The following is a 13791-nucleotide window of genomic DNA, read 5'->3' as shown; positions in this document are numbered from 1 at the left end:
GCCGTCTGCATGTCCCTCCTTCGAGTACTGGCATGTCGCCGGCATCGCCGGTTTCGGCATAGCATTGCAATTGCAATGATTGCAGTTGCAATGATAACCGATGACAAGGACCGACATGACCCCGACGCACTCCCTGACGTTCTATACGGCCGACACGCCGAACGGGCACAAGATCGCGATCTACCTGGAAGAGGCCGGGCTCGCCCACGATCGCGTGCAGGTGAACCTGTCCGCCGGCGAGCAGCGCAGCGCGGCGTATCTCGCGATCAATCCGAACGGCAAGATCCCGGCCATCGTCGACCACGACACGGGGCTGGCCGTATTCGAATCCGGCGCGATTCTCGGCTATCTCGCCGAGAAGACGGGCTGCCTGCAGCCTGAAACGCTGGCCGAGCGCACGGCGGTCCAGCAATGGCTGCATGTCCAGATCGGCGGGATCGGGCCGATGCTCGGTCAGCTGTGGTGGTTCCTGCACGCCTCGAAGACGGGCAATGCGGAAGCGATCGACCGCTACCGGAAGGAGGCGCTGCGTCTCTACGGCGTCGTGAACGGCCGCTTGTCGGAATCGGCGTATCTCGCGTCGTCGCGGTATTCGATCGCCGACATTGCCGCGTTCCCGTGGCTGCGCACGGCGGCCGAGCTCGACCTCGACCTTGCCGGCTTTCCGCACGTCGAGCGCTGGCTTGCCGAGATCGCCGCGCGGCCGGCCGTTCAGCGCGGCCTGAGCGCATGCCGGGTGCCGACGGCCGAGGCGGCGCACTGACGTCGCATCGCCGGCGCTGCCTGGGCCGTGATCGCAACCAGGCGTGCGCTTCGTGCGGTCCAAATGGATCAGCACGTCGCGTGCGGGCGACGGGCAGAGCCGTGTGGTGCGGCGGCCCGACGCGATGCGCGCCCGATGTAGCGGCCGCCCGGGCGGGACGGCGACCCATCGGCGCAGGCGGTATCGCGGGTATCGGGCGAGCCGATGATCAGCATCGCGTCCGGCGGCCTACCGCGGCCGTCGCCCGGTGTTTACGCTGGCGCGATCATTCACTCTGTCCGGAAGGTCGCCATGTCCCGGCTCGATTACAAGCTGCTCGGCCCCTGCTTGCTCGCCATCGCGCTCGACGCGATGGGGTTCGGCCTCGTTTATCCGATGATGTCCGCCATTTTCAGCGATCCGCACGCGGGCATCCTGCCGGCCGACGCCGGCGTGCACGTGCGCAATTTCTATCTCGGCCTCGGCTACGGGATCTATCCGCTGTGCATGTTCTTCGGCTCGTCGCTGATGGGCGAGCTGTCCGATCGCTACGGCCGCCGCCGGATCCTGCTGCTGTGCGTGTTCGGCCTTGCGGCCGGCTACGCGATGATGGCGGCCGGTGTGTCGCATGCCGGCGTCGCGCTGCTGCTGGCCGGGCGCGGGCTCACGGGCTTGATGGCCGGCTGCCAGGGCATCGCGCAGGCCGCCATCACCGATCTCAGCACGCCCGAGACGAAGGCGTACAACATGAGCATCATGTCGCTCGCGTTCAGCGCGGGCGTGATCGTCGGCCCGGTGCTCGGCGGCGTGACGTCCGACCGCACGATCTCGCCGGTGTTCGACTACGGCACGCCGTTCGCGCTGGTCGCCGCGTTGTCGCTGATCTGCGCGTGCTGGACGTGGGCGTCGTATCGCGATTCCGCGGCGCCGCGCGGCGATACGCGCATCGATCCGCTGTTGCCGCTGCGGATCATCCGGGAAGCCGCGCGGCAGCGCGACGTCGCATTCCTGTCGGTGGTGTTCTTCCTGATGCAGGTCGGCTACGGGCTCTACCTGCAGACCGTCATGCTGCTGTTGCAGGCGAAATTCGGTTACACGAGCGCGCGGCTCGGGTTGTTCAGCGGCGTGATCGGCATCTGCTTCGTGTTCGGCCTGTTGTGCGTCGTGCGGCTGATGCTGCGCGTGTGGCGCGTGATCGATATCGCGAAGACGGGCCTGCTCGTGGCCGGCCTTGGCCAGATCCTGTCCGCGCTGTTTCCGCATGAACCGGTGCTGTGGGCGCTCGCGATGGTCGTCGGCTGCTTCGACATGGTTGCGTACACGACGATGTATACGGCGTTTTCCGACGCCGTCAGCGACGATCGGCAGGGCTGGGCGCTCGGCGTCGCGGGCTCGGTGATGGCGGTCGCGTGGGTCGTGACGGGCGCGCTGACGAATCTGCTGCCGGTATTCGGCGAAATCGGATTGCTGCTGATCGGCGGCGCGGGTTTCCTGCTCAGCTTCGCGATGATGGTGGCGTACGGGCGTACGCGGCCGGGCGCGCGAACGGCCGTGTTGCCGTAGGGGGTGTTGTCGTGGGCCGCGCGACGTTGGCCCGCTCCTGTCGAATGGGGCCCCGTGCGTGGTCGTCGCGCAACTTCGCACGGCCCGACACCGGCGCGGCGGACGAGGTTCGGGCCGCGTCCCAGCCGCCCGGCATCGCGACGCGCCGACGCGATGCGTCAGAACATCGTGTTCCGGTTCGCCGACGTTTCCGGCACCGGCTGGATCACGTCCCAATGTTCGACGATCTTGCCGTCCTTCACGCGGAAGATGTCGACCACCGCTTCGCCGCGATCGCCCGGGCGCTCGGTCGCATGCACGTGCAGGTACACCAGATCCCCGTCGGCCGCGCTGCGGACGATACGCGCGCGTGACGCCGGATTCTTCTGGAACGCGCCGACGAAGTACGACACGAACGGCTTCTTGCCGTCCGGCACGTGCGGGTTGTGCTGTTTGTAGTCGTCCGCGACGACGGCGGCGGCCTCGAGCGCTTCGTGCCGGTTGAAGAAGCGGTCGTAGAACGTCAGCACGAGCTGGCGGTTGGCTTCCTCGGCAGCCGGGTCGCGCGTGGCCGGGCCGGTGGCCAGCGCGGCCGTCGATGCGGCCAGCAGAACGACTGCGGCAACGGCGTGAACGGGGGAGCGAAACGATGACATGTAGCGTTTTCCTGGTCTGACGATGCGTGGAGGGATGCGCGACTCGGGCGGCGCTGAACGCGCTGGCCGGCGAGCGATCGAGCCGTGGCCGCGCGATGCATCCCGTATCGGCATGAACGATTCGCCGGCAAGACCACGAGGTTCCGCTGCCGATAGTGCGCGATATCGTCATGCTTCGTTGAACTGGCGAATCCGGACGGCGGGCAGGCGGCTGTCAAGTCGATCGAATGGTACAGTTGCCGCGAACCCGTCACAAGAAGTCACCGCGGTGTGAACAGGTCACGCCGCGGTGACTGTGTACCGCCCGTGAAAGAGAATTCCGTCATGCCGCTGCCGTCCGCCGACGAATCCGTCGATCTCGATCAGCCGTGCCCGATCCGCGATGTGCTGGACCGCATCGGCGACCAGTGGAGCCTGCTCGTGCTCGAGGCGCTGTCGGGCGGAACGATGCGCTTCAACGAACTCGGCCGTACGATCGGCGATGTGTCGAACCAGATGCTGTCGCGTACGCTGAAGCGGCTCGAGCAGGATGGCTTCGTCAGCCGCACGCTGTTCGCCGAAGTGCCGCCGCGGGTCGAATATGCGTTGACCGACCTCGGGCGTTCGTTCCTGACACCGATGCACGCGATGATCCGGTGGGCCGACGAACACCATCGTGCGATCTGCGCGTCGCGCCGTCGTGCGCGCGAGTCGGAAGAGGGCGTGAGTTGAGCGTGATACGTTGCGAACGAGCGGGGCGCGTGAAGCGTGGCGGATGCACTTGCATCGCCATGAAATCACTTCGCGATCCAAGAGATGTCGTCGAAATGGATAGCCCGGCGATATGTTGCCGGGCACCCGCTGCCATCGCGCATGATTCCGTGGCGAGGACGGCGCCGGCTCGCGCGCCGTTCCGCTCGGAACCTTCATTGGCCGGAGCCGCGCTGCTGTTTACCGCCACGAACCGTCGACGTAGACCCACACCGGCCCCTGGCGGCGCCAGTAGCCGGGCACCCAGCGGCGCCCGGGGCGCCGTGCGACCCAGCGACCGGGCACCCATATATAGCGGCCGCGCTGCCAGCGCCAGTAGCCGTCCGTCCATATATAGCCATGCGGCCGTGGCGGCGGTGGGCGGCGGTCGCGCCGCGCGGCCGGCGGCGCGAAGGTCGGGCGATCCGCATGGGGTGGGCCGCCCGGTACGCGGTTCGGGCCGGATGGACGGGACGCGGGCGGGGCGGGCTGGGCCGAGGCGGCGCGCAGCCAGCCGGTACCCGCGAAGGCGGCGGTCAATCCGATGGCGCGCAGCAGCGAGCGTCGATTCATGGCGATTCCTGTTCAGTATTCGAGGACGCCTTACATTAGCCTGCCGGTGCACCCGGAGGGTTACACGGGCGGTCAAGGCTGTTACCGAGTGTCACGAAACGCCACTCTTTCCCTTTCTGACGGCTGACGGGATCTCGTCGTGGCTATGGGCGTCGCTGCGGTTTGTGGGGTGGAGCGGCCGTTTGAGGCGCCGGCTGGCCAATATTTGAGATCGAATCGGGTAAATATTGCCGATTTTGGAGTGCCGAACCGAATCCGCTTGTTGTTTCTATGCAACCGTCAAGACGCTGACATGTAAGAATGGTGCGATGAAAGGCTCCAAAAAGCACTCGTCAAGAAGTCAAAAACAAACGTCAAAACAAATACTTATGAAGCCTCCCCACTTTCATTATTTCTAGTTCTGGAAAAGGTTATTTCTTTATTTGCGGATCGCTCCCCTAGGGTACACCCCTAAACTCACGGTTCCCAAACGGGCAACTATCCGGGCGCCGCCAGCAGGACCGATGGCGCTCCCGGGCGGTTGAGACCGTTTATGAACAAGGTCGCGAGACCTGCCTCTTTTTAGAAGGGAGCTCCACGAATGAACAAGACTCTGATCGTTGCAGCAGCTGCAGCATCGTTCGCTACCGTCGCTCACGCACAAAGCAGCGTCACGCTGTACGGCGTGCTGGACGCAGGCATCACCTACCAAAGCAACGTCGCCAGCAAGTCGCTGTGGTCGATGGGCTCGGGTATCGACCAGAGCCGTTTCGGCCTGCGTGGTTCGGAAGACCTCGGTGGCGGCCTGAAGGCAATCTTCACGTTGGAAAGCGGCTTCAACATCGGTAACGGCCGTCTGGGCAACAACGGTGGCATGTTCAACCGTCAAGCGTTCGTCGGTCTGTCGAGCCAGTACGGTACGGTCACGCTGGGTAAGCAATACGACGCAACGCAAGACTACCTGGCGCCGCTGACGGCAACGGGTTCGTGGGGCGGCACGTACTTCGCTCACCCGCTGAACAACGACCGTCTGAGCACGAACGGTGACGTCGCGCTGAACAACTCGATCAAGTACACGAGCGCTAACTACGCTGGCCTGCAATTCGGCGGCACGTACTCGTTCTCGAACAACCAGAACTTCGGCAACAACCGTGCATACAGCGGCGGTCTGTCGTACCAGTTCCAAGGCCTGAAGCTGGGTGCGGCATACTCGCAAGCTAACCTCGGCGACGGTACCAACGCCAACGGCGCGACGAACATCGCTGCACAAGGCCGTGTCCGCACGTACGGTGCTGCTGCTGGTTACGCATTCGGCCCGGCGCAAGTCGGCGCTGCATGGACGCAGTCGCGTATCGACAACCAAGCTGTCGGCGTTCCGTCGCTGCGCGCTGACAACTACGAAGTCAACGCAAAGTACAACCTGACGCCGGCTCTCGGCCTCGGCGCAGCATACACGTACACGAACGCGAAGGTTAACGGTGGCAGCTCGCACTGGAACCAGTTCGGCCTGCAAGCTGACTACTCGCTGTCGAAGCGCACGGACGTGTACGCACAAGCTGTATACCAGCGCGGTGCGAAGAACAACGCGTTTGGCACGTCGATCTACAACGGCGACAACACGACGGCTCCGAGCTCGTCGATCAACCAAACCGCAGCAACGGTTGGTCTGCGTCACCGCTTCTGAGCGTGACGGGCGGGGCAACCCGCTTCGCAGCATCGAAAAGGCGCCTTCTGAACTGACCCCGCAAAGTTGGACAGTTAAAGGCTAGGCGCCCAAGGGCTGAGTCCTGTATTGCACGGGACTCAGCCCTTTCAACTTGAGCTTGATGCGTTCGTGGTTGTAGTAGTGGATGTAGCGCTCGAGCGTGTCGCGCAAATGCTCCACGCAAGTGAAGCGATGTCCCTTGTAGCACTCGGACTTGAGCGTGCCGAAGAAGCTTTCCATCGCAGCATTGTCGAGGCAGTTCCCCTTGCGCGACATGCTTTGAGTCAGCTTGCGTCGCTTCAATTGCCGACGAAACGCCGGCATTCGGTATTGCCAGCCTTGGTCCGAATGCAATAACGGTCTGTCCGTGCGTTTGAGTTTGGCCAATGCCTTCTTCAGCATGCTGCTGACCAGCTCGAAGCTTGGGCGTCGGTCCATCTGGTAGGCCACGATCTCGCCGTTGTACAGATCCATTACCGGCGACAGATACAGCTTCTGCCCGCCGACGTTGAATTCCGTCACATCCGTTACCCACTTCTGGTTGGCCTGCGTGGCGCTGAACTGACGTTGCAACAGGTTGGGCGCGACTTTGCCGACCTCACCTCGCCACGAACGATATTTCTTCGGGCGCAGCAGGGACTTCAGCTGCAATTGCTGCATCAGCCGCTGCACAGCCTTGTGGTTGACGAGATGCCCGGTTTGCCGAATCGCAGCCGTGACGCGTCGATAGCCGTAGCGGCCCTTGTGATGGTCGAACACCGCCCGGATCCTCGCCTTGAGATCGGCATGGCGATCGCCAACGTTCAGCGTCCCGAGTTGGTAATAGAACGTGCTGCGCGCCAGACCGGCCGCCTTCAGAAGTGCCGCTACCGGATGGTGTTGCCTAAGCTCGCGCACTATTTGCGCTTTTTCTTTTGCGCTGCCTGCTTCTTCGCCAGCAGCGCATCGAGCTTTTTTAGGTAGGCCACCTCCGCACGCAGATACTCGTTTTCCTTGAGCAATTCCTCGCGTGTGCGTTCATCCGGTGAGCCGGTTTCAGTGGGTTTGGGCGGAAGTGAAGTGGCCATCTTTCGGGGGCGCCCTCGTCGGCGAGGGGACAGTGCATCGATACCGCCCTCATGATACAGGCGCTCCCAGCCGGCGACGCAGCCCGCGCCACGAATGTCGAACAAGGCCGACACCTGGCCGTATGACAACTCGTCTCGCCACATGCGCTGCAGTACCGATAGCTTGAACTCAGCATCGTAGCAAACGTGTTTCTTGCGCAACCCCGCGTTGCCATGCTCCCTGTAACTTGCCACCCAGCGCCGGATCACCGTACGCCCCACGCCGTGCCGGGCAGCCAGGGACTGGATGCCAATTCCACCGGAAAAATACTCGTCAACGATGCGTTGCTTGAACTGCTCGTTGTACTTCGTCATGAAAAACACCCCAAAGGTTGGACGGGTGTCCAACTTTTGGGGTGCAGTTCATTCGGGCGCCTTTTTTTTGTCCGCAGAAAGCGATGACGATAATCGGGAGCGTCCGAATGCAAAAAAGCGAGGCCCGTGCCTCGCTTTTTCGTTCTGCGCCCGTATGGCGCGGTGCGGGTCGACCGATGGCTCAGCGCGTGTATTCGCCGTTGGCTTCCGGCTGGAACACGATCTCGGCGACCTTCATCAGCTTTTCGGCACCGCTCGGCTGCATCACCTTGACCATCTGGCCGCGTTGCGTGCCCAGCAGCGCCATGCCGACGGGCGAGAAGACGTTCAAGCGGCCGAGTTCGAGGTTGGCGGTGTCCGGATAAACAATCGTCCAGGTGGCCTGTTCCTGGGTCGCTTCGTCGAGTAGCGTGATCTGCGAGTTCATCGTGACGACGTTCGCCTTGATGGCGTCGGGCCGGACGATATCGGCGCGTTCGAGCAGCGTGTCAAGCATCGTCTGGAAGCGCGGGTTGTGCTCGGCGTGCTTTTCGAGGCGAGCGACGTCGAGTTCGGTCAGCTGGTAAAGGCGTTGTTTCATGGGAGTTCTCCAAATGATCGGCAGGGGCAGGCGTGGCGTGCCTATGAGGATCGCCCGGAGCCTGTCTGACCTGGCTCCGGGGTGGAGAGCGAGCGGTCAGATCAGGCGCCGGGCAGGGGCGAGCGGCGCCTGGGCCGTGCGTCGAGCGAGGGGATGTGCCGGCTGGCCGGCGCACGCGCGCACGCCGGCCGGGCCGGACGGCGAAACCGAAAGGGGCGTGAGCGCGTACATGGTGGACGGAATATCGACTGACGAATAAAACCTTACGATTCTACAACACAACCTTCCGGGCAAGTGATTCGATTGTTGGCGTTTCGTCAGCGATTGTTGTGTGGATGAAGCAAGTTGCAACGCCTCTGTCTGAAAACCATCGGCGATTTTTTCCAGAAACGCAACGCTGTATATTCAAACTAAGGGTTTCCCCTTGGTTCGGCGAGCACTACACTGGACTCAATCGCTTCAGACAGTCCCCGTCGAGGCGACGTCAAAAGACAACATATTCCGGAGGTAAATCATGAAGTCGATCGTCTACGCAGCCATCGCCGCATCCGTCCTTGCCGCTCCAATTGCATCGTTCGCGCAGTCCGAGCAGGGGTTGACCCGCGCTCAGGTCAAGGCCGAACTCGTGCAACTCGAGAAGAACGGCTACAAGCCGGTGGCGAGCGATTCGCAATATCCGAGCGACATCCAGGCTGCTGAACAGCGTATCCAGCCGAACCAGCCTGCGCTCGCGCAGGCCGATACGAGCGGCTACGGTGCCGTGGCGACGGGTGCCGCACAATCCGGCCGCCGTGTGACGCGGGAAGCGCCGAATCCCGTGAATTCGGTTTACTTCGGTAACTGATCGAACGTTCCCCGGGTCTGCCCGAGCGCACCGCTGAATTGACGAGACGCGCGCTGACCGCGCGTCGTTCGCCCGCAGGAGCAGAACCTCCGTCGCCGCATGCCGGCGGCTTTGAGCCCAGACGCTGACGCGTTTGGGCCTTTTTTGCTGACCCGAATCAGGCCGACGTGACGGTAGGCGTGCCGTGGATATAGTGTTCGAGTTGGCTGATCGTGAACTGCTGATCGGCAATCACGCTCTTCACGAGGTCACCGATCGAGATGAGGCCGACCAGCTTGCCGCCGTCGAGCACGGGCAGGTGGCGCATCCGGTGCTCGGTCATCAGCGCCATGCACTCGTCCGTGGATTGTGACGGTTCGACGTAGCGCACCTTCGACGTCATGATTTCCTCGACGCGAGTGGCTTTCGACGAGCGGTCCTGCAGGACGATCTTGCGCGCGTAGTCGCGCTCGGTGACGATGCCCGCGATGTCGTCGCCGTCCACGACCAGCAGTGCACCGATACCCTTTTCGGCCATCAGCTTGATGGCGTCGTAGACGAGATCGGTCTTCGTGACGGTGTAGATGGTACGGCCCGAATCCGGCTTGGCCTTGAGAATCTGCGCGACAGTCGTGCTCATTCGCTTTCTCCGTATGCAGGTCGATGCAGGGCAGGCGGGACGTGATGCGCGTCACCCGGTGAGCCCAGTATAGCCGGGCGGGCGGCGGCAGTCGCGTGACGTTTCCAGATTAGCGGTAAACTCCCGTCACGCACCATCCACACAACTCCTACATTCCTGAACGTTTCGATTGAATTCATGATGTCTTCGCGTCCCCAATCGCCCTCGCCGGGCAATGGCCAGGCCGACGAGTGCGTGACGCTCGTCGCCACCGCGTCGCTGCCTACGCGCTACGGTACGTTCACGTCATACGCGTTTCGCGTATCGGGCAGCGATGCCGAACATCTCGCGCTCGTGATGGGCGACGTGACCGGCGAGCAGTCCGTGCTGACCCGTCTGCATTCCGAATGCCTGACCGGTGACGTGTTCGGCTCGTACCGCTGCGATTGCGGCGAGCAACTCGATCTCGCGTTGCGCTACATCGCCGCCGAAAACCGCGGCGTGCTGCTATATCTGCGCGGTCATGAAGGCCGCGGCATCGGCCTGAGCAACAAGATCCGCGCGTACGCGCTGCAGGAGCAGGGGCGCGATACCGTCGAGGCGAACCTCGATCTCGGTCTCCCCGACGACGCCCGCGAATACGACTCGGCCGCCGCGATCCTGCGCATCCTCGGCGTGACGTCGGTGCGGCTGATGAGCAACAACCCGAAGAAGTTCGACACGCTCGTGAAGCACGGTATTCCCGTCTGCGAGCGCGTGGCGCTCGCGGTGCCCGTGCGCGAGGAAAACGAACGTTATATCCGCACCAAGCAAACGAAGTTCGGGCATTACTTCGAGGAAAACGAGTAACCGGGCGAGGCGCGCCAGCGCCCCGTTTCTCGTCATCTGTTCTTCCGATCGTTGCCGGTACACGCGACGATCGCGATCTCTTCCCTCATGCGTTCCAGTACCGGGCATGTGACGTCGGCTACGTTGTGCGCGGCGTCCGTCCGCTCCGTACTCCCGTCATGATCACGCCGCCGAATCGAAACCGAATGCCTGACGCTGCGTCGCTCGCAACCGGCCGACGCGGAGGCGCGACCGCGACGACGGCCACGTCGGCGTGTAACGGCTTACGCGCGTCAGCCCGTCAACGCCACGTGCCGTTCTGCAACACGATCCGGTAGCCGTCGGCATCCTCGAAGGTTTGGCCTGATATTTCCCAGTATGGATTGAACGACGTCACCGGCATGAAGCCGTGTTCGGTCGCGCGCTCGCAGGCGGCTTCCCATTCCGGACGATCGGGCAGGTAGAACACGATCAGGTCCTCGGGCGTCGGCGACGGCGCGATCGGATGATCGGGGCAGTGCGTGAACTCGAAATGGTAGTCGAGGCCTTCGCGTCCGAGCATCACGCCGGAAAAGCCGTCGTGATCCTCGAAGCGCGCCAGTACCGACAGATCGAGGGCGTCGCGATACATGCGCTCGGTGCGGGCGAGGTTGCTGACCGGGCGGGCAATGCGCAGATGGGCGTGCAAGATGGCCTCGGCGGGAAGTGGCGGGCCGCTCGATGATAAGCGGCCGATCGCGATTGCGCGAGGCGAGCGAACGGCGCTTCGGGCGATACTTGCCGTATCGAACGATATCGATTCGACGCGGCCAAACGGATTGAATTGTTGAGCCACGTTTCGCGCAAGAAAAAACATGACGCTTCTCGATCCAGTGTGTGCACACCGCATTGCAGTGGCCACTCGTCAGCAAGACCTTCGAAGGCATGCGTTCGGCTGCGCCTGCCGCACGACGTGCGGATATGCGTATACCAGACCGGACGTGACGAATGGGTAAGCCCGATCTTCGCCGGCCGGTTGCCGGACCTTATCGCCAGTCGCGATGGGCGGCCGGACTAGAGGTTGCCTTCGGATGGGTGGCAAAAGGGACGTTCGTACTGGCCGGCCTGGCGATGGTCGCATTGGCGGCGCTGACGGGCGACGTCGGCGCCGTGACGGACCTGCCGTCGACCAGAAAGGGCTGGTTGTACGTGCTGCTGATACTGGTCGTGATGGTCGCGCTGATATTTGCGGTGCATCACTACTGGCTACGCCCCGCCAGCGTGCGTCCAGCGGGCTAGCCGGACGGGGGAAGGGATGCGGCCCTACAAACCGTTCGGGCAATAAAAAAGCCCGCTGCTTGAGCGGGCTGAATCCATGTTTGGAGACATGGAGGAGACAGACGTAAATTTAAGGGAAAACCCGAACGTTTGCAAGCCCTTGTTGTATCCGCACAACTTGCCGCCGCGTAGCCCGCCCGGCGGCGGCGCGCGGCACGGCTTCATTCACACGCCGCCGGCTCGTGCATGCGCCGCAAACGCGCCGAACCGGTGTTGCGCGACGGGCAGCGCATATTTGCTGCGCATCTCCGTCTCGATCCATGCACACGCCTCGCGCGCACAGTCAGTCAGTGCGTTCCGCGTCGCATGCCCATCGATGTCGTAGACGAAGCGCACGCCAACCTCGTCCTCGCCAACCTGTCGTTCGAGCTGATTGAGCTGCAGTTGCGGCCCGTGCTGTTGCGACAGCGCGCGAAGTTCGTCGAAGTGATATTCGAGCCAGTCGGCGAAGAACAGCGCGTCGCTGTGGCAGGGCAGGCGAAAAGCCGCGCTGCGCGACGGGCGTGACGCGATTTCGCCGGCCGCCGCATGCGGTTCGCCGTCGACGGCGACCGGCCGATCGACCGGCGCGAGCGGGTGCCGGATCCGCCGGTACGGCGCCCGATCGCGCAATGCGTGCCACAGCAGTTCGTCGCCGGCGGCGCCGGACGGCTGCATCGTCAGGTCGTGCCGGCCGTCGCCGGTCGCGGCGATGTCGCGGATCACGAGGCGCAGCGAGCACAGCGGCTCGTCCGCGACCAGCAGGGTTGCCGGGCGCGGCAGCCCGCACACGAGCGGCGCGGCGCCGGCGGCGCGAAACACGAGCCCGCGGCGGTCGAGCCGCACGAGCGGCAACGGCCTCGGAAACGACGGATAGGCGACCGTGATGCGGGCGCCGCCGGCGCCCGTCAACCCGGGCATCATCGCGCGAAAGACCTGAGACTGGTCCACGTTGGTTCTCCTTCGTTACGATGCCGCCTGGACGGAAACGCGCGTTCCGGCTCAGGCGGCGATAGCTTGCCGGGCGATCTGCCCGGGCTCGATTCCCAGTGCGGCAAACGTTTGCGGATCGATGTCGATCCAGCACGCGACCACCAGACGCCCGTCCACCTGCTTCGGCGGGCCTGCGCGGTGCGCGTGGATGCCGATCCGGCGGAACAGCCGCTCCATGCTTGCGAACGTCACGCCGATCAACTGTCGCGCGCCGAGCTGCGCCGCACACTCGACGACGGCCGCGAGCATCGGGCGTACGGCCCATTCGGCGTTGCCGGGCCCGCCTTCGTCGTCGGTCGCCGCGAATCGGGACAGTTCCCAGACGGCGGCCGACTGCGGCAGCGGCATGTCCTCGGCGACCAGGTCGGCGAACAGCGACTTCAGCAGGTACGGGCGCGTCGTCGGCAGCAGGCGCGCGCATCCGCACATGTCGCCGGCGGCGTTTCGCGCGAACACGTAGACGGTATCGTCGCGATCGAACTGGTCGCGCTCGAAACTTTCGTTCGCCGACGGGAGCGCCCAGCCGAGCTGTTCGACGAACACACGGCGCCGATAGCGCCCTAGATCCGCCGCGAGTTCGTGTGGCAACCGCCCTTCCTCGTGAACGAAGGTCTGCATGGATGTCCTCGGATCTGTGCTTTTGTATGCGTGCATTACAGCGCGCGGCACGAGGAGCCTGTAACTGGTAACTCTTACAGGGTGGCGTCGATGGACGCCATTGGGGACGTGGCAACGGTTTCTTGATCGACGGGATTGAAAACCGGGCCGCTTTTGCTTATAAAGAGCGCCAGTCTTGCAATATCGTCAGAGGAATGCGCAGCCAGTTGTCACTGGAGCGTCGGACCGGCATGATAGGCGTCGTTGTGCCCGAGGAGGGCCGACGCGACCGCGGCGGGCCAGTCGATGGCGGCGAGCCTTGCGGCGAGCGCGGCGGCCGTGCGGAACATGCCGATGTCGGCACCCTTGGCGTCGATGGCCATCACGTTGCTGCGGACATCGCCGCCCGCGATCATGAACGTGCCCGTCGCGCGTTCGAGATACCAGTCCCAGCCGACCGTCACGTACGCGACGCCGGCACCGGCCGCGCGATGCCATTCGGTATAGCCGGCGAGGCGCGCGTCGATCGCGTTGTCGCGCAGTTCGGCCAGCAGCGACGGGTCGAGGCCGCTCTCGACATGGTCGAGCACGAGGGCGGCCAGTGCGCTTTCTGACAGGCGTACGTAGCCGTCCGGGGACGGGCCGGCGACAGGGTGCAGCAAGGGTGAAGTCATGCGCGGAATGTATCAGCCTCGAAAGGGTGCTGGA

The 13791-nt window shown here is 63.9% G+C and carries 16 protein-coding genes; 7 read left to right on the top strand and 9 right to left on the bottom strand.

Annotated elements, in window-relative coordinates; genetic code table 11:
• Nucleotides 1-115: 115 nt before the first annotated feature.
• Together CFB52_RS23995 and CFB52_RS23990 are read left to right on the top strand one after the other, a co-directional pair.
• Nucleotides 116-763 carry a glutathione S-transferase family protein gene (locus CFB52_RS23995; protein ID WP_099317625.1) on the top strand — a complete coding sequence of 216 codons (648 nt, stop codon included), beginning with the start codon at nt 116-118 and terminating at the stop codon, nt 761-763.
• Nucleotides 764-1054: 291 nt separating this feature from the next.
• Nucleotides 1055-2305 carry an MFS transporter gene (locus tag CFB52_RS23990; RefSeq protein ID WP_099317624.1) on the top strand — a complete coding sequence of 417 codons (1251 nt, stop codon included), beginning with the start codon at nt 1055-1057 and terminating at the stop codon, nt 2303-2305.
• 158 nt (nt 2306-2463) lie between these two features.
• On the opposite strand, the gene CFB52_RS23985 is transcribed toward CFB52_RS23990, so the two are convergent.
• Nucleotides 2464-2940, bottom strand: a complete 477-nt coding sequence (locus CFB52_RS23985; RefSeq protein WP_099317623.1) for a nuclear transport factor 2 family protein — start codon at nt 2938-2940, stop codon at nt 2464-2466.
• A gap of 324 nt (nt 2941-3264) precedes the next feature.
• Here CFB52_RS23985 and CFB52_RS23975 point away from each other — a divergent pair, with 324 nt between their 5' ends.
• Complete coding sequence (locus CFB52_RS23975) at nt 3265-3651, top strand: helix-turn-helix domain-containing protein (protein ID WP_060310718.1); 387 nt, start codon at nt 3265-3267, stop codon at nt 3649-3651.
• 219 nt (nt 3652-3870) lie between these two features.
• Here CFB52_RS23975 and CFB52_RS23970 read toward each other — a convergent pair whose 3' ends face one another.
• On the bottom strand, nt 3871-4242 hold the full coding sequence (locus tag CFB52_RS23970; RefSeq protein WP_099317622.1) for a YXWGXW repeat-containing protein: 372 nt from the start codon (nt 4240-4242) through the stop codon (nt 3871-3873).
• Nucleotides 4243-4822: 580 nt separating this feature from the next.
• Here CFB52_RS23970 and CFB52_RS23965 point away from each other — a divergent pair.
• Nucleotides 4823-5905, top strand: coding sequence for a porin (locus tag CFB52_RS23965; protein ID WP_059584854.1), 1083 nt, complete (start codon nt 4823-4825; stop codon nt 5903-5905).
• Between the two features lie 81 nt (nt 5906-5986).
• Here the strand turns inward: CFB52_RS23965 and CFB52_RS23960 are convergent.
• Together CFB52_RS23960 and CFB52_RS23955 are read right to left on the bottom strand one after the other, a co-directional pair.
• Nucleotides 5987-7347, bottom strand: a protein-coding gene (locus CFB52_RS23960) for an IS3 family transposase (RefSeq protein ID WP_099316614.1) whose coding sequence is annotated in 2 segments (ribosomal slippage) — nt 5987-6885 and nt 6885-7347 — 1362 coding nt in all. Because the reading frame shifts where the segments join, the coding sequence is not laid out codon by codon here.
• A 181-nt stretch (nt 7348-7528) separates the two neighbouring features.
• Nucleotides 7529-7927 carry a GreA/GreB family elongation factor gene (locus CFB52_RS23955; protein WP_099317621.1) on the bottom strand — a complete coding sequence of 133 codons (399 nt, stop codon included), beginning with the start codon at nt 7925-7927 and terminating at the stop codon, nt 7529-7531.
• Between the two features lie 514 nt (nt 7928-8441).
• Between CFB52_RS23955 and CFB52_RS23950 the strand changes: the two genes are divergently transcribed.
• On the top strand, nt 8442-8771 hold the full coding sequence (locus CFB52_RS23950; RefSeq protein WP_099317620.1) for a DUF4148 domain-containing protein: 330 nt from the start codon (nt 8442-8444) through the stop codon (nt 8769-8771).
• Nucleotides 8772-8928: 157 nt separating this feature from the next.
• On the opposite strand, the gene CFB52_RS23945 is transcribed toward CFB52_RS23950, so the two are convergent.
• On the bottom strand, nt 8929-9390 hold the full coding sequence (locus CFB52_RS23945; protein ID WP_099317619.1) for a CBS domain-containing protein: 462 nt from the start codon (nt 9388-9390) through the stop codon (nt 8929-8931).
• A gap of 177 nt (nt 9391-9567) precedes the next feature.
• Here CFB52_RS23945 and ribA point away from each other — a divergent pair, with 177 nt between their 5' ends.
• Nucleotides 9568-10218, top strand: a complete 651-nt coding sequence (gene ribA, locus CFB52_RS23940) for a GTP cyclohydrolase II (protein WP_059584856.1) — start codon at nt 9568-9570, stop codon at nt 10216-10218.
• A 280-nt stretch (nt 10219-10498) separates the two neighbouring features.
• Here ribA and CFB52_RS23935 read toward each other — a convergent pair whose 3' ends face one another.
• Nucleotides 10499-10885, bottom strand: coding sequence for a VOC family protein (locus CFB52_RS23935; protein WP_099317618.1), 387 nt, complete (start codon nt 10883-10885; stop codon nt 10499-10501).
• Between the two features lie 299 nt (nt 10886-11184).
• Between CFB52_RS23935 and CFB52_RS23925 the strand changes: the two genes are divergently transcribed.
• Nucleotides 11185-11475, top strand: a complete 291-nt coding sequence (locus CFB52_RS23925; RefSeq protein ID WP_099317617.1) for a hypothetical protein — start codon at nt 11185-11187, stop codon at nt 11473-11475.
• A 204-nt stretch (nt 11476-11679) separates the two neighbouring features.
• On the opposite strand, the gene CFB52_RS23920 is transcribed toward CFB52_RS23925, so the two are convergent.
• The 3 genes from CFB52_RS23920 to CFB52_RS23910 form a co-directional block, all read right to left on the bottom strand.
• Nucleotides 11680-12444, bottom strand: a complete 765-nt coding sequence (locus tag CFB52_RS23920) for a hypothetical protein (protein ID WP_180278248.1) — start codon at nt 12442-12444, stop codon at nt 11680-11682.
• A gap of 51 nt (nt 12445-12495) precedes the next feature.
• The gene (locus tag CFB52_RS23915; RefSeq protein ID WP_099317615.1) at nt 12496-13104 is read right to left on the bottom strand and encodes an acyl-homoserine-lactone synthase; all 609 of its coding nucleotides are present in this window, start codon (nt 13102-13104) and stop codon (nt 12496-12498) included.
• A 209-nt stretch (nt 13105-13313) separates the two neighbouring features.
• Nucleotides 13314-13757, bottom strand: a complete 444-nt coding sequence (locus CFB52_RS23910; RefSeq protein WP_059584866.1) for a DUF4902 domain-containing protein — start codon at nt 13755-13757, stop codon at nt 13314-13316.
• Nucleotides 13758-13791 lie beyond the last annotated feature (34 nt).

This window comes from Burkholderia sp. AU18528, from assembly GCF_002223215.2.
In the GTDB taxonomy this organism is placed as follows: Bacteria; Pseudomonadota; Gammaproteobacteria; order Burkholderiales; family Burkholderiaceae; genus Burkholderia; species Burkholderia semiarida.
This window is presented reverse-complemented; position numbering and strand designations above follow the sequence as displayed.